The organism is Telmatocola sphagniphila, from assembly GCF_018398935.1.
Lineage (GTDB): Bacteria > Planctomycetota > Planctomycetia > Gemmatales > Gemmataceae > Telmatocola > Telmatocola sphagniphila.
This window is the reverse complement of the sequence record NZ_CP074694.1, coordinates 5,831,653-5,854,457: the sequence shown is the minus strand read 5'-3', so window position 1 is coordinate 5,854,457 and position 22,805 is coordinate 5,831,653. Positions and strand designations below refer to the sequence as shown.

19 protein-coding genes are annotated in these 22,805 nt (G+C 52.8%); 5 read left to right on the top strand and 14 right to left on the bottom strand.

Annotation, left to right across the window (positions count from 1 at the left end):
* Nucleotides 1–263 precede the first annotated feature (263 nt).
* Nucleotides 264–1,733, top strand: a complete 1,470-nt coding sequence (locus tag KIH39_RS23460) for an Ig-like domain-containing protein (protein WP_213495985.1) — start codon at nt 264–266, stop codon at nt 1,731–1,733.
* Nucleotides 1,734–1,962: 229 nt separating this feature from the next.
* Here KIH39_RS23460 and KIH39_RS23455 read toward each other — a convergent pair whose 3' ends face one another.
* The 9 genes from KIH39_RS23455 to KIH39_RS23415 all read right to left on the bottom strand — a co-directional run bounded on the left by KIH39_RS23455 (nt 1,963) and on the right by KIH39_RS23415 (nt 10,760).
* Nucleotides 1,963–3,027 (bottom strand): DUF1559 domain-containing protein, encoded by a 1,065-nt coding sequence (locus tag KIH39_RS23455; RefSeq protein WP_246539404.1) that lies wholly within the window; start codon nt 3,025–3,027, stop codon nt 1,963–1,965.
* A gap of 49 nt (nt 3,028–3,076) precedes the next feature.
* Nucleotides 3,077–3,505 (bottom strand): hypothetical protein, encoded by a 429-nt coding sequence (locus KIH39_RS23450; RefSeq protein WP_213495983.1) that lies wholly within the window; start codon nt 3,503–3,505, stop codon nt 3,077–3,079.
* Nucleotides 3,506–3,552: 47 nt separating this feature from the next.
* Nucleotides 3,553–4,554, bottom strand: coding sequence for a Kelch repeat-containing protein (locus tag KIH39_RS23445; RefSeq protein ID WP_213495982.1), 1,002 nt, complete (start codon nt 4,552–4,554; stop codon nt 3,553–3,555).
* 44 nt (nt 4,555–4,598) lie between these two features.
* Complete coding sequence (gene rpsR / locus KIH39_RS23440) at nt 4,599–4,832, bottom strand: 30S ribosomal protein S18 (protein ID WP_213495980.1); 234 nt, start codon at nt 4,830–4,832, stop codon at nt 4,599–4,601.
* Nucleotides 4,833–4,961: 129 nt separating this feature from the next.
* Entirely contained in the window at nt 4,962–5,636 is a 675-nt protein-coding gene (locus tag KIH39_RS23435; protein ID WP_213495978.1) for a DUF4198 domain-containing protein, read from the bottom strand.
* A gap of 36 nt (nt 5,637–5,672) precedes the next feature.
* The gene (locus KIH39_RS23430) at nt 5,673–6,620 is read right to left on the bottom strand and encodes a DUF1559 domain-containing protein (protein WP_213495976.1); all 948 of its coding nucleotides are present in this window, start codon (nt 6,618–6,620) and stop codon (nt 5,673–5,675) included.
* 297 nt (nt 6,621–6,917) lie between these two features.
* Entirely contained in the window at nt 6,918–8,189 is a 1,272-nt protein-coding gene (locus tag KIH39_RS23425) for a purple acid phosphatase family protein (RefSeq protein WP_213495974.1), read from the bottom strand.
* Between the two features lie 178 nt (nt 8,190–8,367).
* Complete coding sequence (gene rfaD, locus KIH39_RS23420) at nt 8,368–9,348, bottom strand: ADP-glyceromanno-heptose 6-epimerase (protein WP_213495972.1); 981 nt, start codon at nt 9,346–9,348, stop codon at nt 8,368–8,370.
* A gap of 41 nt (nt 9,349–9,389) precedes the next feature.
* The gene (locus tag KIH39_RS23415; protein WP_213495970.1) at nt 9,390–10,760 is read right to left on the bottom strand and encodes a S41 family peptidase; all 1,371 of its coding nucleotides are present in this window, start codon (nt 10,758–10,760) and stop codon (nt 9,390–9,392) included.
* 186 nt (nt 10,761–10,946) lie between these two features.
* Between KIH39_RS23415 and KIH39_RS23410 the strand changes: the two genes are divergently transcribed.
* Nucleotides 10,947–11,603 carry a TIGR03000 domain-containing protein gene (locus KIH39_RS23410; RefSeq protein ID WP_213495968.1) on the top strand — a complete coding sequence of 219 codons (657 nt, stop codon included), beginning with the start codon at nt 10,947–10,949 and terminating at the stop codon, nt 11,601–11,603.
* Between the two features lie 28 nt (nt 11,604–11,631).
* Here KIH39_RS23410 and KIH39_RS23405 read toward each other — a convergent pair whose 3' ends face one another.
* The 3 genes from KIH39_RS23405 to KIH39_RS23395 all read right to left on the bottom strand — a co-directional run bounded on the left by KIH39_RS23405 (nt 11,632) and on the right by KIH39_RS23395 (nt 13,533).
* On the bottom strand, nt 11,632–12,057 hold the full coding sequence (locus KIH39_RS23405) for an ATP-binding protein (protein ID WP_213495966.1): 426 nt from the start codon (nt 12,055–12,057) through the stop codon (nt 11,632–11,634).
* 32 nt (nt 12,058–12,089) lie between these two features.
* Entirely contained in the window at nt 12,090–12,455 is a 366-nt protein-coding gene (locus KIH39_RS23400) for an STAS domain-containing protein (RefSeq protein ID WP_213495965.1), read from the bottom strand.
* Between the two features lie 181 nt (nt 12,456–12,636).
* On the bottom strand, nt 12,637–13,533 hold the full coding sequence (locus KIH39_RS23395; protein ID WP_246539402.1) for an SDR family oxidoreductase: 897 nt from the start codon (nt 13,531–13,533) through the stop codon (nt 12,637–12,639).
* 52 nt (nt 13,534–13,585) lie between these two features.
* Between KIH39_RS23395 and KIH39_RS23390 the strand changes: the two genes are divergently transcribed.
* The 3 genes from KIH39_RS23390 to pepF all read left to right on the top strand — a co-directional run bounded on the left by KIH39_RS23390 (nt 13,586) and on the right by pepF (nt 18,538).
* A complete protein-coding gene (locus KIH39_RS23390) occupies nt 13,586–14,668 on the top strand; it encodes an NADH:flavin oxidoreductase/NADH oxidase (RefSeq protein WP_213495963.1) in 1,083 nt (360 codons plus the stop codon).
* Between the two features lie 333 nt (nt 14,669–15,001).
* Nucleotides 15,002–16,519 carry a KamA family radical SAM protein gene (locus KIH39_RS23385; RefSeq protein WP_246539401.1) on the top strand — a complete coding sequence of 506 codons (1,518 nt, stop codon included), beginning with the start codon at nt 15,002–15,004 and terminating at the stop codon, nt 16,517–16,519.
* 210 nt (nt 16,520–16,729) lie between these two features.
* On the top strand, nt 16,730–18,538 hold the full coding sequence (pepF, locus tag KIH39_RS23380; RefSeq protein WP_213495961.1) for an oligoendopeptidase F: 1,809 nt from the start codon (nt 16,730–16,732) through the stop codon (nt 18,536–18,538).
* Between the two features lie 65 nt (nt 18,539–18,603).
* Here pepF and KIH39_RS23375 read toward each other — a convergent pair whose 3' ends face one another.
* On the bottom strand, nt 18,604–21,771 hold the full coding sequence (locus KIH39_RS23375; protein WP_213495952.1) for a hypothetical protein: 3,168 nt from the start codon (nt 21,769–21,771) through the stop codon (nt 18,604–18,606).
* A gap of 170 nt (nt 21,772–21,941) precedes the next feature.
* The gene (gene fdhD, locus KIH39_RS23370; protein WP_213495950.1) at nt 21,942–22,769 is read right to left on the bottom strand and encodes a formate dehydrogenase accessory sulfurtransferase FdhD; all 828 of its coding nucleotides are present in this window, start codon (nt 22,767–22,769) and stop codon (nt 21,942–21,944) included.
* Nucleotides 22,770–22,805: the final 36 nt, after the last annotated feature.

Below are 22,805 nucleotides of genomic sequence, written 5' to 3'. Positions count from 1 at the left end.
CTTCGGGTGATTTGCCTCTAGCCGATAGACTCCCGGAGCTAGTCTTGAGTCATTATCATCAATTCCACTTTAACTCGGTTTTTCTCGAGTGAGCAGACGAAAAAAACCCGATTTCTTGCGCCATCCAGCAATTGAAAATAATCTCTAAAGAAAGAGTTTCTAATCGTTTTACTCCCCCTCACTACTCGATAAAGGGATTGTGAATCTGACCGGGTGCGAGCCCAAATCATTTTCCTTTCAAAGTTAAGTGTGAGTTTATCGTTATGAAAAAGCAGCGTTCGGAAAGCCGATTTATACCTTCCCTGGAAGATCTGGAAAATCGACTCGTCCTCAGCGGCAACGTCAACGCTTTGCTACTCAAAGGCAGTTTAGACATCGTAGGCGACAATTCAAACGATTCGTTCAGCCTGCTTGCCATCGGTCAGCATGCAGTCAAAATCAGTTCAACGGATGGCTCCACGACTATCAATGGGCAGCAAGGACCATTGATTATTACCGACATAACCGCGGGTGTTTATATCCGATTGGGCAATGGGAATAACAACGTCGAAGCCAGTGGAGTGGTGAGCTTTACGGATTTCGCAATCACGGCGGGGAACGGCAACAACACCATCGGCCTGGCCAACGTCTATGCCATGGACGATTTTGATGTCGGCACCATCGGGTCCGGCAATGATACTATTCAGATCATCTCCAGCATGGCCAGAAATAAATTAAAACTCTTTAGCGGCAGTGGTGAAGATAATGTCGCGGTCGTCAGTTCGACTTTCGGAGCCAACAGTACTGTTCAGACCACTGGGCAGAATGGGAATTTATCTCTGACCAACGACACCTTTGGCATCAGCTCGGGCAACAGCGGGTACTCGAATCTCATCACTAACGATGCGCCCATCGTCGGGAATACGACTGGATCTGTAACTGGTGGGGAAAGTACCACACTCAACGTACTGGCCAACGATCAAGCGGTCGTGGGCTATCTAGATCCCAAGACCGTTACAATCGCGACGCAGCCGACGAGCGGTACGGTGAAAGTGAACAGCGATGGAACGATAACTTACACCAACAATAATTCTGCCACTGCAACGACGGACACTTTCACCTACACGGTAGCCGATTCGTTTGGCAACGTCAGTAGCCCCGCTACGGTCACCGTTAACATTGCAGTTCAACCCGTTCCCACGGCCGGAGCTGTGACGGCCACGGTTAACGAAGGCGGAACGGTTTCCATCAACCTCAGTGGTAACACGACCGACACGGGCGGTACACTGGATTTGAGCTCCCTGGCTATCAGCACGCAACCCAGCCATGGAACGGTGAAGATCAACACTGATGGATCTGTCAACTATACGAATGATGGTACTTCCAGCACTTCGGATAGTTTCCAGTACACCTTTAAGGATAAAGACGGCAAGGTTTCCAGTCCTGGAACCGTCTCCATTACGGTGAATCAACCGCCGGTCGCCAATGCGGATACCGCTACCGTGGCCGTAGGATCCAGCGTTAATATTAATGTATTGGCTAACGACACTGACCCACAAGGCAGCCTCACGGCCAGTAGCGTAACGATCGTTCAAGCGCCGACGTATGGCACCGCCACCGCCAATAGCGACGGAACGGTGACTTATGCAAGCACGGCCGGCACCACGGCGACCACAGACACGTTTACCTACACGGTGAAAGATGCCGCCGGTCTGATATCGAAGCCCGCTACGGTAACGGTGACCCTAACTTGATTGCCGGGATTAGAGGATAAATAATCGCAAGACGGAGAATGCAGTATGAGCGTTCTCCGTCGAGTGCTAACTTTGCGAGCCTAAACTCTTCCCAAACATGTATTAGAGTCGAACCCGCCTGAGCCGAAAGACAGCTCATTTATCTTAAAGAAGTGTTTCGCAATTCGAGCGATTAAACAACAGCAGCTCCCGAGGGGAGATGCTGAAAAAACTTTTTAATATTAATCGATTAAAAATCGCCCAGAATCTCGCCGCCCGAACGAGTTACCAGTGCAGCCAAAGTCGTGGTACTAATCGAACTTTTCAGAAACTGAACGTGTCCATCGGAAAATACCACGTTAGCTCCACTCGTATGGAATGCGTACAGTTCACTGTCATTCGTGCAATTCATGGGGCAAATATTATTTGCTCCACTGGATGTTACACAAACATCCTTGGTCGCTCCCGCTACAAAAGCCGCCGTGCAGTTCGGCAACGATCCATCGATGCTGAACGCTCCGTTGGGGTCGGCCCAGCCGCCTTCTTTGTTGACCGAAGTGCCGGAAGCGGCAATCAATTGACCTCCCACACCATACCAAGATATCCGACCGGCATCTTCACCGATCATGATCGTATTGGAGGTACCATCCGTGATCATCGCGAATGTGGTACCCGCATTGTTAACCCCACCACCGTGGGAGTCACGAGTCATGACGCCAATAATCTGAGAGGAGTCTTTGCTCGTCGCTGTCGTCACCCCCGAATTTGGATAGCAGTAGGCGTATAGGTATGCCTTAACTGCATTGATCCCGGAATAATCTGTAGCAGCGCGACCTTGAGTTCCCCATCCGGTCGATGCCGCGTCATCGCTGACACTGGTATCCCAGCGCTGCCCGGAAGGTGTCGAGGGGCAATTGAACACTTTTAACTGAGTTGAAATGGCCGTCGCGTTCGGCTGGGCGTCATAATCGTAGTTATAGTTGTAGATACCGGCCAATGGTGATTGTTCAATGAAGGGCAGAATCGCTGCTGACCAAGCGGTTTTATGGACGCCTAAAGTACCGGCAGCTGCACAGACCTGGTCTTTCCCCAGAAAGCCACATGGCAAATTGCCGTAAGCGCTTTCGTAGTTGACGCAAGCCAAACCCAATTGCTTGAGATTGTTCTGACAGCTCATACGAGCCGCCGCCTCTCGGACCTTCTGCACGGCAGGCAGTAACAGACCGATCAGGATGGCGATGATCGCGATGACCACCAAGAGCTCGATGAGCGTGAAAGCTCGGCGAGTCCGCATCGAATTCCGAATCGAAGACATCAAAATCTCTCCTCTATGAGATAAGAAAAAATAACAATTTCGGGTGACTTTATTTCTCCCACTCGAACTGCTCGAGCGCGGTAGATGTTTTGGTAATCGTCGCCGTGAGGCCAGATATTTCTGTTTTGTAATAGCGCGGGTTGAGGAGAGATTTTCCCGGTTGGCTATGGTCGTTTCCTTTACCCTTTGTCTGCTTCGAATCCCAACAGATTGCTATTTGGAGGTCGCCTACAGAGACACAATCATTTACGGCAAAAGTTTTCCACTCAAGAGTTCCGTTGTCCTCGACGATCTCATTCGAAGGCCACTTCATTTGATCGCCTCTCGACTTCGGAAATGTGCCCACGTCACCGCATTCACGTTTGCTTTCAAAGAATGCTTTGCCTTTAATCTTGCGAGTTAAAGGAGATCCGTCAGAACCGCCGGTAAGGAGCACTGCCTCGCACCGATTTGTCAAATGACTCAGCGATCCGATCATTCGGAATGCCTCTCATTGAAGTTTAATCGTCGGGACGAAGCAATTTTCTAGTTGGGTGCACAACAAGCCGGCTCAATCACTTCAGTCAGAGCAATATTGCTGGCCTTCGATGCCCCACCCAACACCAAAAGCAGGTTCTCTGAGGCAGGAACAATTCGATGCACATAGCGAGATACTTTGAGCGAACCGACTTCTTCCCAACCGTCTTGCTTTTCAGTCAATCGATAGATTTTGCCATCGGCGGGGCTGACGTAAACGCGATTATTACAGGTACAGACGGCGGGAGCAAACCCATTCAGCATAGGTCCCGGTACAGGGGGGCCTTCACTCCACGCTCTCGACTTCACTTCGAAAATATCCACTGCCTTTTCAATCTCATTCTCTTCGTTCATACCGCAGACAACGTAAACTTTGGAACCGACGGCCGTGATGTTTAGCGCACGTCGTTTGAAAGGCTGCGTTACAGCTTCCCACTTCAACGGTGACTTATCCAAATCGAGAAGCAGGGCCGTTTCGCACCAATCGGATTTGCTGTCGCGCCCGTTCATTTTCCAACCGCCGACAACGACGATTGTGTTCCCGGCGACCGCCGCATCGAAGGAAGAACGAGGTTCCGGAAATGAGGGCAAAGCCTCCCAGATTTTGGTTTTGGGATCGAAGCGGGCGCAGGCAGCGACAGAAACATTGTCGGCCTTCTCACCTTCCATGTTGCGCGGCCGCATACCACCCAGGCGATAGAGCTTGCCGCCCTGGGCTACTAGAGCAAGACCTTGAAGATTCGGGCCGCTGCTAATGTCTTCCCAACCCTTGGCAGGTTCAGTAAGAGATAACCGGCGTAATTTTCCGGAAGTGGTTTCAGTCGCATAGTGATGAGTTTTGTCTAGGTGGCCGCCGTATGTATAAGCATAACCATCGCAAACCGCGGCCCCGAAACTCGAAAAGGCTTCTGGAAGCGGCGGGTAGGATTTAGCCTCTTGGGATGCACCAATGGCTGGAAGCAGGCAGGCAATCGCTAGAGCAGCCAACAGTCGAATATATCTCGCTTTCATTTCAATTCTCTCAAAGTTGGAGCAGGCCGAGCGGGCCATTGATTTCACTTTGTCACTTTTTGTAATAGCGCCAGGAAGCGGGCACGCTTCACCGCCAATACCAGGGCTTTTTGATTTTCAACGCTTAAACCCGTTAATCTGCGCGGCAATATTTTACCGTCCGCAGTTATAAATTTGCAAAGCGTTTCTACATCCTTGTAATCGAAATAGAGGGTAGCTGAGTCATTGGAGGGCTTTTCTCGGGATGGCGGGATTGCTGGTTTTGGAATGTTCGACATCTCGATTCTAACCCCTGACTTAGTTCGTTACCCCTTTCCGAGACCGCGCGTTCTTTTCGCGCGATGACACCCGACTAGCAGTTGGAGTCATCCCGCAAGAATTCATTCGATCTATAACCAATAGCGTTCTCACTTAGCTGGATTCAAATCGACTACTATGCTCGCGTAGTTCCTGATCTCGCTGTACGCTTTACTTTCGAGATCACCAGACTGGGTTTCGACTTTCTTGGTCCAAGCCCCAAATCGACCTGAGCCCGTTAAACTCGGTGTGTAGCCGTCCTTATCCGTCTTTAGCTTCTCTTTGTTACCGTCCGGCTTCAGAACGGTGACTTCGGCTTCGGCTACGGGTTTGCCGGAAGAAAATACCTGGAATCGATTTTTACCCGGTTCACCCACCACGCAGATTTCCAAAGCCTGCTTCTCGCCCAATGTGGCGATCTTGGCTTGAGCATCGACCAAGATGGCTTTTGCATGATAACGAAGCAGGTAAGGCGTTCCTTCTCCCTTGGCCATGACTCCATAATCGACGCTGCCGAAGATGACTCCTCGGCTTGGCACTTTGACGGTCAAAGCATGTTTGCCGGTTTCGTGCTTCAAAGAAACTTCTTTGCCAGTCGCGTCGATGAAAATCAGCTTCATATTGGCGAGTTTGGCAATGCCGACATCTTCGTCGGCTTCCAGCGTTTCGCTCAGAATAATTTGCGCTGAGGTGCCGTCTTTATCCGGGACGATGTAAACGAAGTGCGCCTCGGCAACAAATGCCATACATGCGAACAGTAGCATTGAACAGATAATACGCTTCATAGAAATTCTCCTTTGTGATTGGGTGCTTTTAGAGGATCAATTACCGAGCGAAGCTACCTCACCGCCGGCGCGAGTTCCAAGCCCTGCAAAGGTGGCAGGATCGATTGAATCGAGGATGAATTGCACAGATCCGTCGGCCATAGTGAAGTTGGCGCCCCCTGTGTGTTCGCTGCGAAAAGCGCCGAAGTTGGCATCGTTGCTGCCGTCTCGTTTATTGATTCCGTAATAGGTGCCAGTCCAGTTGTAGAGGTAGCCGTATGCCCATACCGGCCCCTCGGTCGAAGGCACTCCGGCCGGCATGAAATCGTTTTCTCCCACCAACAGCGTGTTCGAGGTGCCGTCGAGAATGTCGGTCACTCGCACGGGGGCATTGCCGGCCTTGTCCGGCTGCGTGGTATTCGAAGTGGAGTAGGCCGAATTACGGATTGGAACAATGACTCCATCGCAACGGAAGTTGGCAAAAGTTCCGTATCGGGCTTGATAGCCGGTCGGAGTACCGGCTGAGAAAACATAGCTGGAAGGGCCGCGAGTCTCCGGGGCCGTGCCAAGCGAACCGCCATTCGTGGCGCTCGGTGGGACCATCGACGGGCAGGTATAAGTCGGAATCTGCATCTGTTCGAGAACGAAATTCGAGTAACCGTCGTTGTTCGTGACAGTGCTGTTCCGCGGCAAATTTATGTTGTACTCGCGGGCAATCGCATCCTGTTCCAGGTAGGGAAGGATAATGACCCACCCGCTGTTGTAGCTGCCGGTCGTTTGGCCCTGTTGGTAGTCCATCACCGCGTAAGGGAACTTACCGTTAACTCCCTCAAAGTTATGACAGGCCAGGCCGATCTGCTTGAGGTTATTGGCGCACTTGAGCCGTGCCGCCGAGGCGCGAACTTTCTGAACGGCTGGCAGCAACAATCCGATGAGAATCGCGATAATGGCGATGACGACCAACAGTTCGATAAGCGTGAATGCCCGACGATGAAGACCTCTCATCTAAAAACTCCACAAGAAGTTGTTGGCTGAAAGGTCGTGGTCTAAAGCGGCGAAAGGTTGCCAACCTTCGCGACCGAAATGGAGTGGGGATCGATACTAAAAAAGATTTATCGCATAATCAGCACTTGTCCAGTACTGATTGATATGAAAATTATTTTATTTATTCGTAACTCCTTATTTTTGAGAGACTTAAAAAAGCACAAATTTTGTGCTTTTTATTTCCAATCCGTTTGATAGTAAAAGGAAGGCAGCACGATTTTGTTCCTAGTAACTGGGCAAAACGTGGCTCTGAGAAAGCTAGAGCGATTTCTGTGGATTGAAATCGCAAACGAAAGCGGTGAGGGCGCGGCAATCGGGCGTTCGAGGATTTCGAATTCTTCCCCAGGAGCCATCCCCCAGGTAGAGCACGCCATTGGAATCGGGCATGCCGTTCAGAAGCGGCTTGGTCCGCTTGAAAGTGTGATCGTGATGTTCGAGAACCAGGGGCACCCGATATTTTTCAAATAGTGGAACCCAGTGAATGCGCTGACCTTCCCCGGTTCCCAGCTTGCCCGACTTCCCGTCCTTGGCCGGAACTCCTATGGGATTCCGATAAGAAGGATAACACGGAACATGATTGATCACCAATGTGTTGGGATGGTCAATTCGGGCTTTCAGTGTCTCTTCCAGCCATTTAGTTTGCTCCCCGGCGATCGGGGTCGTGTGACCGGTATCGAGCAGCACCAGACTCAGATAGTCGCCGAACTCGAGCGTCGCATAGCCGGTCTCGGGATATAAACCGTCGAATAACGGATAAAAGAAAGTGCCTTTTTCGCGTTTCTGTTCGTAAGAACCGAGCACTTCGTGGTTACCAATGCAGGTGATCATTGGAATCATTCGGCCGTCCTTGGTCACCATGTGCTTACTGTAGTTGCGCAAGAAAGAGAGACTGACATCGACCGATTTGCCGTTATCGTAACCCAGGTCTCCGCCGATGATCGCGAACATCGGATCTTGCTTGGCGGCCATGATATTGTTGGCGATGGCTGCCGAGTTGATGCCGCAGTCGCCCCCTTCGATGAAGTGGATCGAATCGTTCGCTTTGGCGGGCATCGTTCGGAATTTATAGATCGGGGATGCCTTCCCGATGCGGAAGGAGTAATCGGTATTCGGCGTCAAACCGGCTATTTCCGCTCGAAAGACTTTGAAATCGCTCATCGGGTAGGGCTTGATGATCGTGTTGCAGACCACCCAGTTCACCTTCTTTTCATTCGGATTTTTCGGAGCGCCTTTTACGGGGACAGGAATGGGATCGGAGGTGTAGTAAACTTTGATATCGGCCGTTTCGCCCTGAGTCCCCACCCACTGCACATCCATCGTGGTGGTCGGATCTTTGTGCCAGGTCAGAAATAATGTCGCAGGTTGAAACCCGGCATCTTCCTTCACCGCTTTTGCAGGAAGCGGATCTTTTTTCTCATCCTCCTCCTCTTTGTTTCGCTCTTTAGGGGAAGGTTCCTGACCAAATAAGGGGTAGGAAGCGAGTCCGGAAAACGAAGCTCCTAAAAATAGCCTCCGATGAGAATTGAACATGCGAGTCTCCAAATAATGGGATCGAGGAATTGCATTTAAATTAGATTTGAGATGAGAAGATGCGGTTAGCGCTTAATGAAGATTTGAAAGTCGATCCCGAACCGAAGTTGTGCGAATTCTTGGCGGCACATCGGGAGTAAGCCGCTTAAGTACTCGGATATTAATCAAATATGACCGGCTACGCCGCTTGTCGCACCGGATGTGCCTGTTGCAGCCATTTCACATAGTGTTCGATCCCCGCCTCAAGCGAGGTTGGCAATTTTGAGTTGCCCGTCTTCTGAAGACTCTGCATGGCGGCCTGCGTGAAATTCTGATACTGCCGGGCCAGATCCTTAGGCATATCGATGAAGGAAATGTCTGTCGGCCGACCCATGGCATGGAACGTGGCCGCGGCGAGATCGTAGAAGGAGCGCGCCTGACCGGTCCCACTATTGAATAGGCCGCCGACACTCTTTTGTGAGGCCAGCCAGATCAGGTGATCGACACAATCCTCGACGAAAACGAAATCGCGGAGTTGTCCTCCGTCGGGATATTTGGGATCGGTGCTGCGAAAAAGTTTCATCCTGCCTGTCAGCTGAATCTGCTGATACGTTTGCCAGACCACGCTCGACATCCGGCCCTTGTGCTGTTCCCGAGGCCCGTAGACGTTGAAAAACTTCAGCCCCGCCCAGGTCGGGGGCACGAGTTTCCCGAGGTTAACCTGTTGTAAGGCCCAGATATCGAAGTCATTCTTGCTCTTGCCGTACAGGTTCAAAGGCTGCAGTTTCTCTGGCGCAATCTGATCGTCGAATCCCAGCGACCCATCGCCATAGGTGGCCGCGCTGGAGGCGTAGAGAAATGGAATCTGATTTTTGGCCGACCAGAGCCAGAGTCGCCGAGTATACTCGATGTTATTCTGTTCGAGATAGGACCAGTTGGTCTCGGTAGTCGCGCTGCAGGCTCCCAGATGGTAGATCACTGCGGGACTGAAACATCCCGCTTCCAGATCTTGCAGAAAATGATCGTGCCGGCGGAATTGAAAGCGACCGAGACCGACGAAGTTCGCGGCCTTGGCCGGATTGAGTTCGTGATCTACCAACAGCAATTCGGTCCCCGAACCTGCCAAACGATGGGCGAGATTTGAACCGATAAACCCGGCGGCCCCAGTAATAACGATCATGGGAATCCTTTCCCGTTGAAATCTGAAATGTTGGAGGAGATTTAGAGCTTGATGCCCGGGTTCACATCCTGAAACGGTACGGGTTTCATTCCCGTTAGCGTTTTCTTCAGATGCTCGAGCGCTTTGTTGAGAACCTTATCTTCGAGGGATTTTTCATTCTCCGCCGGCATTTTGGCACCCACCGCTTCGCGCTGCCGACGCAGCCGGATTGCGGCTAGCCGGTCGGTGTCTTTCAGTTCGACTTCGAATCCCGGATTTGGTTTCACACCCCATTCATCGGTATCTTTCATGTTCTGGTCGCGGTGAATATTCTTTCCGCTAGGCCGCCAGTAGCTTTCGACCGTCAGCTTCAGAGCCGTGGCCGGGGCCGTGCCGAGGTCGATCAGCTTTTGAACACTGCCCTTGCCATAGCTACGTTCGCCGACGATGATCGCCCGGCCGTTATCCTGAAGTGCGGCCGCGACAATTTCAGAAGCACTGGCGCTGAAGTTACTCTGCAAAATGACGAGGGGATGGCTCTCGGCCGGTTCGAACAGCGTGCCGCTAGCCTTAGCTTCATACGTCGGCCCATTGCCGTTCCGATCCTTTGTGGAAACGATTTTGCCACTCATCAAGAACATATCGCTCACTTCCACCGCGCAGCGGAGAAGGCCACCAGGATTGTCGCGCAAATCCAGAATCAGCGCCCGCGCTTGCTCGGCCTGAACTTTCTCCACGGCCTTCTTCAATTCGTCCGTAGTGGTTTCATTAAAGCCGCTGATATGGATGTAAGCAATTTTCTGCGCGGGATCGGCAAACCATTCCCATTCTCCGGGATTTTCTTTTTTGCGTTGAAAGCCTGTGACGCTGGGAACATCGATTCGTGCTCTCGGAATAGTCAATTCCTGAGGAGCCTTGGCCCCTTCGTGAAGGATCGTAATGCGCACCTTGGTGCCGGCCTCGCCCTGAATCAGCTTGGCGGCCTCCTGAAAGTTCATCTTCTCTGTAGAAGTGTCTTCAATCTTCAGGAGTAGATCACCCGGCAGAACACCCGCATCGTAGGCTGGGGTACCGAAGATCGGGCTCTGCACCATCAGCCGGCCGGAGTTCGGTTCGTATCCCATCGTGATACCGATGCCGACGAAATTGCCTTCGGTCGTGTGATTGAATTGAGCCAGTTCATCGGCCCCGAAATAGGTCGAGTAGCGGTCGAGTTTTTCCAGGCCGCCGTTGATCATATCTTCGACGAGTTTCTGCTTGGCGGCATCGTCGAGTTTGCGGACGTAATTTTGATCGACCCGCGCAAGCACGTCCACAAAGGTGCGGACAAGCTCATAATCCTTGGTTCTGGGCGGAGCACTATAAGAAATGGCCAGGCCCGAAAGCACCAGGAGAGGAACGCAAATCAGCCAAGCCAGATTCGAACGCGTCATGAATTACTCCAAAGATTCTTCCGGTGGGGACGGAACAATCAACCAATTGTACTAGATGAATGGGTTGTTGGGGAAGTACAACTCTCACGCCGCTTCATTGGAAGCGGCTCATTTTTGACCCGATTCGATTTGCCGATTACTGTTGAGGTAGCCTGCGTAAACTTCCCAATTTAATTGGATGACACCATGTATAGCCTCGTATTGATGATGGCGATGAACGGATCTGCCCCGGAAATTCCCCAGTTTCATCACCGCACGACCAGTTATGTCGTTTCGAGCGGTTGTTCGGGATGTTGCGGTGGAGTAGTTTATGTCAGCCCTGGCTGCTGCGGAGGCGGCTGTTGCGGCGGTTATCAAACTCACTGGGGTTACGGGGAAGTCGTAATCACCAACTGGTCCCCCGGTTTCGTTTACCCGACCACCTGGAGTTCCTTCCCGGCTTGCGGTTGCTCGGAATCGGTTATTTACCCTTCCGCTCCGACAACAACGGCTCCTCCCACAACTGCCCCCGCAACGGAACCCAAAAAAGAGATGCCTAAGTCGGAGGAACCCAAGAAGCCTGTAACTTTGAATCAGGTCAGTGCACGCCTCCTCCGGAGTGAAGTTCAAGTGGAACTGCCGGAAGGGGCGAAACTCTATGTGAACGATTCCGCGAAAGCGATTCAATCCGCCGATGGTCGGTTCCAGACGCCGGAACTGCCGGAAGGCGAGGATTTCGCATACTCATTCCGGGCCGTGATGGAAGTGAACGGCGATCGCAAGGAACTCACTCGAAAAGTGACGTTCCGCCCCGGCCAGCCGTTGAATGTCGATCTCCGCGAAGTGGAAATCGTGCGGAAATAGTTAGTGGATTACAGGGCTAAAAGCCGCTTCAATTCTTGCGGCTTTTGGTCATGGCGATGGTATTGCCCTTATCGAAAAACAGCACGTCCGACATGTAATGCCGAATCAGTAACAGTCCGCGACCGCAAGGTCGTTCCAGGTTTTCCGGAGCTGTGGGATCGGGGACATCGCCCGGATCGAATCCGGGACCTTGATCGGTGATACGAATATCGAAGTGGTCAGGACGGATGTGGTAGACAACGCGAACCGATTTATCGGGGTCCAGCTGATTGCCGTGCTTCACGGCATTCACCAGAGCTTCTTCGACGGCCAGTTTGATTGCGAAAATTTCCCGCTCGTCGAATTGCGATTCTTTTTGCAGAATCTGCTCGATCTCGACTTGAAGCTGATGAACAGCCGTCAAGTCGCTGGGGATAACCGTTTCTCGGGTGAGAGTTCGCCCGTCGGAATGCATGAACTTGCAATTCCCAATGTCTGGTAAAAAAATCAGAATGACGCCAGAGCGGTCTGCTCATCCGGGTAGATGGAGAAGAGTTTATCGAGTTTGGTAATCTCGAAAACTTCCCGAATATCTTTAGAGATACTGCACAGAGCCAGTTTGCCGCGAACCGCCTGGATCTTGCGATTCAGAGTAATCAGCTTACCGAGAGCGGCCGAGGAAAGAAATTCCACATTGCTGAAATTTAAGAGAAGTTTGTGACGACCCAATTCGTCCACCAGGCGGAATAGATCGTCGCCGATCATCTGGATGTTCTGTTCATCCAGAATCTTTTTGTCGACGAAATGGACGATGGTAATGTCGCCCGATTCTTCCACTTCGATCCGTCGGCGGCGTCCCTGTTGACTGCTCATGGCCGCTTCTCCCGCGTATTGGTTAGGCCCCGTGTGAAGACGGGTACATTCTACTCTGTTATATTCTTATCAATTTTCAACAACGCCGCGAGAGCTGTCAAGGCGCGAAAAGCTAATTTTCGCCGGTAAACAAACGGCTGTCTCCTCGCAACCGTCCCCTGGGAGTTCCGAGGAGGAGCTCTTAACTCTCAACCTCAGCTGTCAGACTCGCCGCGATCCCCGACCGATAATTGGCAAACTGCGGCTCAAAGCCGAGTTCTTGTCGGGCCTTTCGGTTCTCGATTCTTCGGTTCCCCATTTCGTGAGGAGGTTGAGGAACGCCCGCTGGAGGCGACTGGAATCGCACGGTCGGAGCATTCAGTTGCTCCGCCAGGAAGCTGTAAAAATCTGGTCGACGCACGGGTTGACCATCCGAAATCAGATAAATTTGCCCGGCTTGCGCGCTCGTTTGAGCCAGGAGAATCGCTCGCGCTCCATCCTCGCGATGAATCAGATTTAGCCATTTATCCGGATTGCAAACCAGCACTTCCCCCTTTTCGATCGAGGTCCGACGCAGCAATCGACCCGGACCGTAAATTCCGGCAAAACGCAGAATCACGGCCTCGGGTCTATAACTATGCAGCAACAATTCCGCTTCCCGAACGATCTTGCCGTTCTCTTCCAGAGGCGAGGTGTCGGAGGCTTCGTTGACCCATTCCCCCGTCGTCTGGCCATAGACGCTGGTCGAAGAAACATAGAGGAACTTTCCCCCGGGCGGCAATTTCTCCAGGACGTTTCTCAACCCGTCGATGTAAACCTCTCGAAAACTGCGACCGCTTTTGCGGTCCAGACCCACCGCGTAAAGTAGGGTATCCCAGCTTTGCGAACCCAGCTTGCTCAACGACTGCGGCTGAGTGACATCGCCGGTGATCGGCTGGGTACCCGCCGGAAGCTCGGAACCCGCCGAACGGGTAAGTGCATAAACCTCTTGCTTCGCTTCGAGCCAAAGTCGTGCGACCGAGCGCCCCAGATAACCGCAACCGATGATCAGATTGGCCATACCGCTATTATAGCCGCTGGGTGGTTGTAATATCTTCACTCGAGAACGATATTCTTCCCAAGATGAACCGATTTCCGACCCGAGGAGAGTCATGGTCGCACTGTTTGAACCTCTGAAGATCAAAGATGTCACCTTCCACAATCGCATCGCGGTATCCCCGATGTGCCAGTACTCTGCCACCGAGGGCGTGCCCAGCGATTGGCATCTCGTCCATCTGGGAGGCAAAGCGATCGGCGGATCCTCTCTGGTGATCGCGGAAGCGACCGCCGTCTCACCAGAAGGGCGAATCAGCCCGGGCGATACCGGAATTTACAACGAGTCTCAGGTGACTGCCTGGAAGCCGGTGACTCAATTTCTCAAAAAGCATGGCGCTGTCCCTGGCATTCAGATTGCCCATGCCGGGCGTAAAGCGAGTGCCAACAAGCCCTGGGAAGGGGACAATCATCTCACGCCTGGACAGGGAGCCTGGCAAATTCTTGGTCCTAGTGCCATACCCTTCGGGGCCAACCTGCCGGTGACACCCAAAGCGATGACCAAAGAGGATATCGTTCAAATCCGGGAGAAATTCGTCGCGGCGGCCAAGAACGCTCTCACCGCCGGATTCGAATTTCTGCAGCTGCACTTCGCCCACGGTTACCTCGCTTCGAGTTTCTGGTCTCCCATCGCCAATAAGCGGACCGATGAATATGGCGGCTCGGCGGAGAATCGTGGCCGGTTCATTCTGGAGACACTGAAAGCCGTTCGCGCGGTTTGGCCGGAGAAATATCCTCTGGCGGCACGATTGAGCGTGAATGATTATGTGGAGGGCGGCATTCGGCTCGACGAATCGATTGAGCTGATTCGCAAGATGAAAGCCGAAGGACTCGACATGATCGATGCCAGTCTGGGCTTCAATTCCCCGGATATTTCTGCAATTCCCTGGGGTCCGGGCTTCATGTTGCCCACGGCGGAACGAATTCGCAAGGAAGTCAGCCTGCCGACGACGACCTCCTGGCTGATCACCGAGGCGGCTCAAGCGGAGAAAGCCATTGCCAGCGGGCAGGTGGATATGGTAACACTGGCGCGCGAACTTTTGCGCGATCCGCACTGGCCGTACCACGCGGCGAAGACGCTCGGCGTCGAGACACCGGGGAAAATTCTCGCGGTGCAGTACGGCCATTGGCTGAAACGTTGAGCGCGAGTCGGGTGATGAATAAAAAATCATCACGCGATGCGGGCCGAATGCCGATGTAGATGTTACATCGGCACGAAAAATGTATAAGTATTTGCTGATGCGATGAGTTTGCTGAGGTCTCTCGAAGGAACTATTTCGAAAAAAATTGAAAAAGAAGACGATTATCGAATCGAGAGAACTTGTTTTTTGTGCGACATGCGTTACTATTGCAAGTTAAGCGGAGTTGGTTGAATGGATTTAATTCCCACTTCGCTTGAATAGGTCCCATGATGCCGGATGACTGCGTTGGCTATCCTGGCGGGACTGTCGGACTTGGAGGTCAACCATTTTTTTATGAGTCACATTGACGAGCGTGCTGAGCTTTCGCACGAGCCGTTGTCCCCGACTGCCGCCTACACGGAAGAAGAGCCTCCGAGTAAGCCTCGCCGTCATCCGATCTGGAAAGACGTCCCTCAAGAACAATGGGATGATTGGAAATGGCAACGCCAAAACGCCATTACCAGCGTACGTCAACTTCGAAACCTCCTCGAATTCACGCCCGAAGAACTCGAAGCCATCGGTCAGCTCGAGAGCGATTACAAACTTGCAATCCCTCCTTACTATTTCTCCCTGATCGATCCCAACGATCCCAACGATCCGATCCGTCGGCAATCGGTCCCTTCGTCTTCGGAACTGCAGAATCCTTCCGGCTACGAACTCGAAGATCCCTTGGAAGAAGATCTCGATTCTCCCGTACCGGGTTTGACGCATCGCTATCCCGACCGGGCTCTGCTGGTGACGACCCACGTCTGCACCATGTACTGCCGGTTCTGTACCCGCAAGCGAACCACCATGGATCGCGAAGGCTGGGACGCAGTCAATCGTAACGATCAGCGCATGATCGATTACGTGGCGGCCCACCCGGAAATTCGCGATGTCATCGTCTCCGGAGGCGACCCGCTGACGCTGCCGACCGCCAAGCTCAAATTCTACCTCGACAATCTATCCAAGATTCCGCACGTGGACGTGATTCGCATTGGTACGCGAGTACCGGTGACGCTGCCGCAGCGACTCTACGACCCGGAATTGATTGCACTGCTGAGTTCGGCCGAAAAGGTCTGGATTCAGACGCACTTCAATCATCCCAATGAGATTACCGTCGAAGCCAAGCGGGTCTGCAACGCTTTGCTGCGAGCCGGGATGCCGGTAAATAATCACAGCGTGCTGATGAAAGGTGTCAACGACGACCTCAGTACGATGCGGAACCTGATGCGAGGGCTCTTGCGCATCAAGGTACGGCCTTATTACCTGTTCCATTGCGATCCGGTCATCGGCGCGGGCCACTTCCGCACCAGCGTCTGGAAGGGCCTGGAAATTATGGAAGGCCTCCGCGGTCACATGTCCGGACTGGGCATTCCGACTTATGTGGTCGACAGTCCCCACGGCGGCGGCAAGATTCCGCTCATGCCGAACTATCTCATCAGTTCTTCCGATGACGCCGTAGTGTTGCGTAACTTCGAAGGGCAAATCGTTCGCTATCAGGCGAAAGACGAACCGATCACCCGTCGAAAGACTAAGACCACCGGTGTCAGCGGTCTGCTTCAGGGCGACAAGTCGGTTTTGATTCCCGAAAATATCGAACGGATGGAACGCCGGAAGAAAGTCGCAGCCCAGAAAAAGGTGGAAGCCAAGGAAGCCAGCTGCTGCAGCGATTCCTCTCCCGAAAAACCTGCGGTCGACGGCATGAACCTGATTCAATTGACCGTTCGCGCTCCCCACAGCGAAGGCAATGGGACGCGAAGCAAGAAATCAGCCGGCGGGCCGAAGAAAAAGACTGTCAAAACCAAGTTGCTGACCGCCTCGAACGGTTAACAACGCCTCGTTATTAATTTGCAAGCCGGGTGAAAAGACAGTCAAACCAGCTGTCCGTTCACCCGGCTTGTCTTTTAAATCTGCTGCCAACAAGCAATTTTGAGAACTTCGATTTTCCCGGCCGGCCAATCCTGTTCCCGCATCCTGCCAACCAATTGTTATCTATAATCGAAAAGTAGACACCGCACCGGTAACGAAAGGCTGAATGAAATGTCGAGCGGAACGAAAAAGCTGCCCCTGCGTTCGGAAGTTCCCGTGGGAGATACCTGGGATCTGAACAGTCTTTTTGAGAGCGATGCAGCCTGGGAAAAGACCTTCGAAGACTACGAAAAGAAAGCGGAAGGCTACAACCAGTTTCGCGGCAAGCTGGGGGAAAGTGCTCAGTTACTCTCTGAATGTCTGAAGTTCGACACGGCCTTCGATCGTTTGGGGGACCGCATTGGGACCTATGCGTTCCTGAAAGAAACCGAAGATGTTTCGAATTCGAACTACCAGGGTATGAAGGCGCGGTACATCGGAGTCGCCAGCCGGGCCGCCGAACTGGCGAGCTATATTCGACCGGAAATTCTAAACCTGCCCAACGCCACCCTGGGGGATTATCTGAAGTCCCCCCTCCTAGCGGAATACAAGCTGTCCCTCGAACGACTGGTGCGCTATAAGCCACATACGCTGAGCGAAAAAGAAGAGCGTATTCTGGCCATGCAGATCGAGACTTCGCAGACACCGCGCAATGTCTTCGATCAACTCACCGATGCCGATTTGAAATTCGGCGAGATCGAACTATCCCCCGGCGAAAAAATCGAACTGAGCCACAGTTCTTACATCGTCTGTCTGGAAAATCCAAACCGGGAAGTTCGCAAAACCGCCTTCCATCAGTACTACAGCGAGTTCAACGACCACGCTAACACTTTAGCGGCCACCCTGGCGGGCAGCATCAAGCAGGATGTCTATCAGGCACGAGTCCGCAACTTCTCCTCGGCTCGGGAAGCGTCGCTGTTTCCCGATAAAGTGCCTCTCAGCGTCTACGACAATCTTCTGACGGCCATCCATAACTATCTTCCGGCCGTGCATAAGTACTATCAAGTCCGCCGCAAAGCAATGAAACTGCCTGATATTCACATGTACGACACGTACGTTCCGATTTTGAGCGATCTGCAAACTCGCAACACCTGGGACGAGGGGGTCGAAAAAGTTATTGCGGCCTTGAAGCCTCTGGGAAGTGAGTACATCGACGCCCTGACCAAAGGATTAAAAGGCCGTTGGTGCGATCGCTACGAGAACAAGGGCAAGCACAGTGGCGCGTTCTCCAGCGGCTGCTACGATAGCGATCCTTACATCCTGATGAACTATCAGCCGGATGTGCTGGATCATATCTTCACGCTCGCTCACGAGGCCGGGCACTCGATGCATACCTGGTACTCGAGCAAGAATCAGCCCTACCAGTACGCGAACTACACGATCTTCGTCGCCGAAGTGGCCAGCACCTTCAACGAACAGCTGCTGGGAGAGATGCTGCGTAAAACCGCCAGCAACGCTCGGGAGAAAGCTTACTATCTGAATCGGGAGATCGATGACATTCGCAAAACCATCGTTCGCCAGACAATGTTCGCCGAGTTCGAAAAGGTGACGCACGCACTGGCGGAAGAAAACGAACCGTTGACCCTGGAAACGCTGCGTGCCGAATACCGTAAACTCCTAGATGCCTATTTCGGCCCGGAATTCACCCTTGATGAAGAACTCTCGCTGGAGTGTCTTCGAATCCCCCATTTTTATCGCGCCTTTTACGTTTACAAGTACGCTACCGGACTGAGCGCGGCGATTGCCCTCTCGGAACGGGTCCTGCACGGCGGAAAATCAGAACTGGATGCCTATCTGGGGTTCCTGAAGAGCGGCAGTTCTAAAGATCCGCTGGATCTCTTGCGCGGTGCGGGGGTCGATATGGAAACTCCCGAACCCGTCGAAGCGGCCCTGAAAAAATTTGCCCGCATGGTGGATGAACTCGATCAGCTTTTGAATTGATCGAACGGAAAGTGCCGAGAGCCGCGAGGATTCCCTCGCGGCTCTCGTTTTTTCGTTCCAAGGACTTACTCGGCCGTCAACTTCTTGACATAGGCTTCGTATTCGGCTTTTTGCTTCTTCTGGCTCTCTTCCATTTCTTTCACGCTGGATTGCGATTTCTCAAGGCTGGTTTCCAGTTTCTCCAGCTTCTCCAGATACCGCTTATAGAGAGGCGTCGAATTGGGCAGCTTTTCGAATGCTTCGGTCACACGCTTCTGTTCTTCGGTGATCGACTTGATCGCAGCCGCCTGCTCTTTCAACGATGCTTCCAGAGTTCGCAACGCCGTCAGCATGCCCAGACCTTTTTCCAAAGCTTCCTGAACATTTTTTGCCAGTTTGTCGGACTTGGTGTAACTCTTCAAAGTCTCTTCCGGCATCGCCAACAACTGTTCGAAGGTCCAGGAACGCTTCACTTTCGTTTCGACAATACTGTCCTGAACCTGGATCTTACCCGCATCCACGGCGACGACATACTCTTTGCGTGCACCTCCTTGACCAGCCACTTGTGTAGTCCCGGCCAGCGACGAGCCTGCGGGAATAATTTGCTCCACCATAATTGTGCGAGCGGCGGCTGCGGTGTTGCGAATTGTGTACACATGCTTCAGACGATCATGGATGGAGGCGTCGAAAAGTCCCTTACTGAACTTGCCACTGACGAGGGTTTCCGGCAGGACTTCCGTGCGATGCCAGACTTCAATTCCCAGAGGAGTAATGAAGCGGGCGGGTGGCAGATCTTCCACGCTGGCCGGAGCGGGCACAGCCGAGACTGGCCCGCGCTGGGTGATGCCAACCAGGGAGAACGGCTCGTGAATCGTATCGCGGTTTTCTTCAACGACCGTGAAGGTCACCGGTTTGGGCTCGACATCCTTTTTCAAGGCGGGAAGCACGAGTTTAGTCGTGAATTTGAGCTTATTCTGCGGATCGGGCTTCATTTCCCCGATAATCTGGCGATCGGCCGGGAGGAAATGCTCGAGATCAATCGTGCGTTCCACATCGGAACGATTGACGATGTTATAAGTCACCTTGCGTCGATCTTTATGGGTGACGACAATCAGGTTCGGGTTATCGACGCGGACGGAAAATTTCTCTTCCGGGTCGCGTTCGTTGGTGGTCCAGACATCCAGTCCCAGTGTCGTGGCAAAACCATTCCAATTGGTGTGCTTGGTAATGGCAAAGGGATCAATCCTGGGCAGTTCTTCTTTCACTTCGTACTTGACCAGTTCCCCCGATTTGACCGGAACCTTGAATCGATAAAGATCGCGAGTTGTCTCCAAAGCACTCTTTTCGTCGACCAGTTGCCAGCCGGTTCGGAGCGCCTGCTCGATGATGATCACGCGATCTTCGGGGGTATTGTTTTTGATCGCGTACGTGCGGGTGGAACGCAGGCGATACCCCACGCTGAGTTGATTGTTGTTCACCGATACCGTCATCGTCGGGCTGGGGCTGACCGTATCATACGGCTTGATTTCGACGCCCACATCCACGGCATAGCTGACGAACCGCTGTTCGCCCGGCTGAAGATCCTGAATGCGGGATTCCCCCACATATTGATCGTCGCTGACGATACTGATGGGCCCCTGCATCAGAGATTGTTTGGTAGGATTTTTGATTCGCAAGCCGTTCAGCGGGTGCTTGGCCTGCACGCGAGGATTGTAAATACTGACCTGCTCGCTTTCCAAGGGCAGATCAAACAGCGGAATCATCGCACTTTGCTGACGGGGAAGACGAATCTTCTCTTCGACCACAAATCGGGACGGATTCCCCAGTTCGGAGGAGGCCAGAGCCGCTTCGATGAGTTTAGGATCGACATCGGAGATGATGCTGCCCACCTGGGCCGCCTGCTGGACCTCCGCCTGGTTGGGCTTGGCTGCCTTATTGTTGTTATCTTGAAGTCGGCGGTTGGCGAACTCCTGATAACTCAACTTTCCATTGGCGGCCGCCTGTTCATTATTGGCGAAGTTCTGGTATTTGTTGGCCGGTAGATTAAAGCCGCCTTGGGTTCCGAAACCCATTTGACCACCGCCAAATCCAAGTTGTCCGCCCTGTCCTCCCGGATTCCCCGGGCCCTGAAATCCTCCATTTATTCCACCTCCGATACCACCATTCTGCAATGGAATCGAATTGTTCGCATATATGGGATTGGTTAACGGCTGGGTGAATATCCCATTACCACCGCTGGCGATGGGGCCACCGTAAGTAGGTGGGCGAAGTGAGGCGAACAGTTCCGGCTCCACGATAGGCCGGGGAATATTCAGCGGAGCGTACATGTCCATCTGGTAGCTGATCGGCCGGCTGGAAACCAGCACCAGCTTCACATCCTGCCAGTCTTCGTCGGAAGTGTTATCGACCGTAGCCCAGCTCTCCATTTTGGCTTTGCCGTTCTTATCCAGCCGAATGCGATAGCTCGTTTTCCAAATCGGGTGCTCGGCCACATAACTGACCTTGACGTCCCGCTTCCCTTCGCCCCGAAATCCGAGGCGAACCGTTTTCTTCTGCGAATCATGGCCAATGGAAACGACTTCCAGAGCTCGTTTCAATTCCGATTCGAGAACCGGGTTGAGGAAACGCACCCGCTGAATATCCGCGAGTGGAATATTGCGCAACCCTTCCGAGCAGAGAAGATTCAGAAACTCTTTTTCCGTTGCAGGCTTACCTGGCTCGCCGCGCATCTGCGATTCCATGCCCATGATCGTACCTTGCATGGTTGCGGGCAGATTCCCGGTGTTACCCATGGTCACTTCGACTTTTTCGCCGCGTATCTGATTGATCAATTGACCGTAGGAGGGATTGCCGCTGAGGTCGATTCCAAAACTCTTCAGTGTCTTCTCAATCGGCTCCTGACTGTCGTATCGTAAAGGCGTGATTTTGCCTTTACTGTCCGAGATGACCAACGTTTTGATCATGTCGTTGATGCCGGAGGCTGGAAACAACAATTCGACTCGGGCATCGCCATCGACCGGCCCGGAGCGCTGGAAGTAGCCGACGCCGCTGTTGAACATCACCACCTGAGTGATGGGTAATTTGGCCGTGGCTTTCAGAGGATCATCCTGCCGGGGTTCGCGAGGCTCCCGTGCTTCAGAATTGCTTGCAAGTTGTTTTTGGGGTTCAGCATGACTGGGATTACCCAGCCAATACATCCCGGTAGAAACCGCACCGGCGGTGATCGCCAGAGTGACAACTGTTTTTTTTAACATAAATAGACCTCGGAGAAGTAAGGAGAACGCTCAGCGTTCTTGAGACAACCAGCAAAAGTCGGAAACCTGGCATTTCGTTTGCGCCAGTCCAATGCGTGAATTCTTTCTACCACAAATTGGTCAAGGACGTAGTAACATGTCTGTAACGATAGACTTGCGACCACCTAAGCTCAGAGAGCGATGCGTGAAGAGTGCGAGTAGCAATTGAAGTGATCGTTTTTCAGAAAACCCAGGAGGGTGATGCCGAACTGCTCGGCCAATTCGATGGCTAGCGTCGAGGGCGCCCCGACCGCTGCCACGACTGGGATCGAGGCTCGGATAGCTTTCTGAATCAGTTCGTAGCTCACTCTTCCCGAAAGGAGAAGAATAAACTCGTTGAGTGGAACCAGACCTTCACTTAAGGCCCAGCCAATCAGTTTGTCGAGCGCGTTATGCCGGCCCACATCTTCCCGAAGTGTGACCAGCGAACCTTCCGGACTAAAGAGCCCGGCCGCATGAACTCCCCCGGTTTCGCTAAATAATTTTTGATTCTTCCGCAACCGACCGGGCAGGGGGCACAACAGATTGCGATTTAAACGAAAATCCGATTCCAGGCGCGGGCCGTGCACTTCCAGCGAAGCAAGAGAGCGCTTACCACAAACTCCACAGCTGGAATTGCTGTAGAGGGGACGATCCATTCCCTGAAACTTGCGAGTGGAGGTGAGCTTCACATCAATAATTTGGATATTTTCCGCATTCGGCCGTTCCATCGCGACGATATCGCCTATTTCCGATATCACATTCTCCGCATACAGGAAACCGAGAACCAGTTCCTCATCGTGGCCGGGCGTTCGCATCATCACGGTTTCCGCCTGTCCGTTAATACGTAACTCCAACGGCGCCTCGACGGCCACCGGATCTATCCGGGCCTCCTCCGTGCCGACGGCGGGGATCGCAACAATTTTTCGGGTCTGGATCGACTCGGGAACAGGGCCTTCCGGGATTTCGGACTGGGTCATCAGTACTCACCCGGTTAAAAAAGGAAGGAGGGGATT

Coding starts and splice junctions, on each gene's coding strand:
- KIH39_RS23460 (WP_213495985.1), top strand. CDS start 264: ATGAAAAAGCAGCGTTCGGAAAGCCGATTTATACCTTCCCTGGAAGAT.
- KIH39_RS23455 (WP_246539404.1), bottom strand. CDS start 3,027: ATGTCTTCGATTCGGAATTCGATGCGGACTCGCCGAGCTTTCACGCTC.
- KIH39_RS23450 (WP_213495983.1), bottom strand. CDS start 3,505: ATGATCGGATCGCTGAGTCATTTGACAAATCGGTGCGAGGCAGTGCTC.
- KIH39_RS23445 (WP_213495982.1), bottom strand. CDS start 4,554: ATGAAAGCGAGATATATTCGACTGTTGGCTGCTCTAGCGATTGCCTGC.
- rpsR (WP_213495980.1), bottom strand. CDS start 4,832: ATGTCGAACATTCCAAAACCAGCAATCCCGCCATCCCGAGAAAAGCCC.
- KIH39_RS23435 (WP_213495978.1), bottom strand. CDS start 5,636: ATGAAGCGTATTATCTGTTCAATGCTACTGTTCGCATGTATGGCATTT.
- KIH39_RS23430 (WP_213495976.1), bottom strand. CDS start 6,620: ATGAGAGGTCTTCATCGTCGGGCATTCACGCTTATCGAACTGTTGGTC.
- KIH39_RS23425 (WP_213495974.1), bottom strand. CDS start 8,189: ATGTTCAATTCTCATCGGAGGCTATTTTTAGGAGCTTCGTTTTCCGGA.
- rfaD (WP_213495972.1), bottom strand. CDS start 9,348: ATGATCGTTATTACTGGGGCCGCCGGGTTTATCGGTTCAAATCTCGCC.
- KIH39_RS23415 (WP_213495970.1), bottom strand. CDS start 10,760: ATGACGCGTTCGAATCTGGCTTGGCTGATTTGCGTTCCTCTCCTGGTG.
- KIH39_RS23410 (WP_213495968.1), top strand. CDS start 10,947: ATGTATAGCCTCGTATTGATGATGGCGATGAACGGATCTGCCCCGGAA.
- KIH39_RS23405 (WP_213495966.1), bottom strand. CDS start 12,057: ATGCATTCCGACGGGCGAACTCTCACCCGAGAAACGGTTATCCCCAGC.
- KIH39_RS23400 (WP_213495965.1), bottom strand. CDS start 12,455: ATGAGCAGTCAACAGGGACGCCGCCGACGGATCGAAGTGGAAGAATCG.
- KIH39_RS23390 (WP_213495963.1), top strand. CDS start 13,586: ATGGTCGCACTGTTTGAACCTCTGAAGATCAAAGATGTCACCTTCCAC.
- KIH39_RS23385 (WP_246539401.1), top strand. CDS start 15,002: ATGAGTCACATTGACGAGCGTGCTGAGCTTTCGCACGAGCCGTTGTCC.
- pepF (WP_213495961.1), top strand. CDS start 16,730: ATGTCGAGCGGAACGAAAAAGCTGCCCCTGCGTTCGGAAGTTCCCGTG.
- KIH39_RS23375 (WP_213495952.1), bottom strand. CDS start 21,771: ATGTTAAAAAAAACAGTTGTCACTCTGGCGATCACCGCCGGTGCGGTT.
- fdhD (WP_213495950.1), bottom strand. CDS start 22,769: ATGACCCAGTCCGAAATCCCGGAAGGCCCTGTTCCCGAGTCGATCCAG.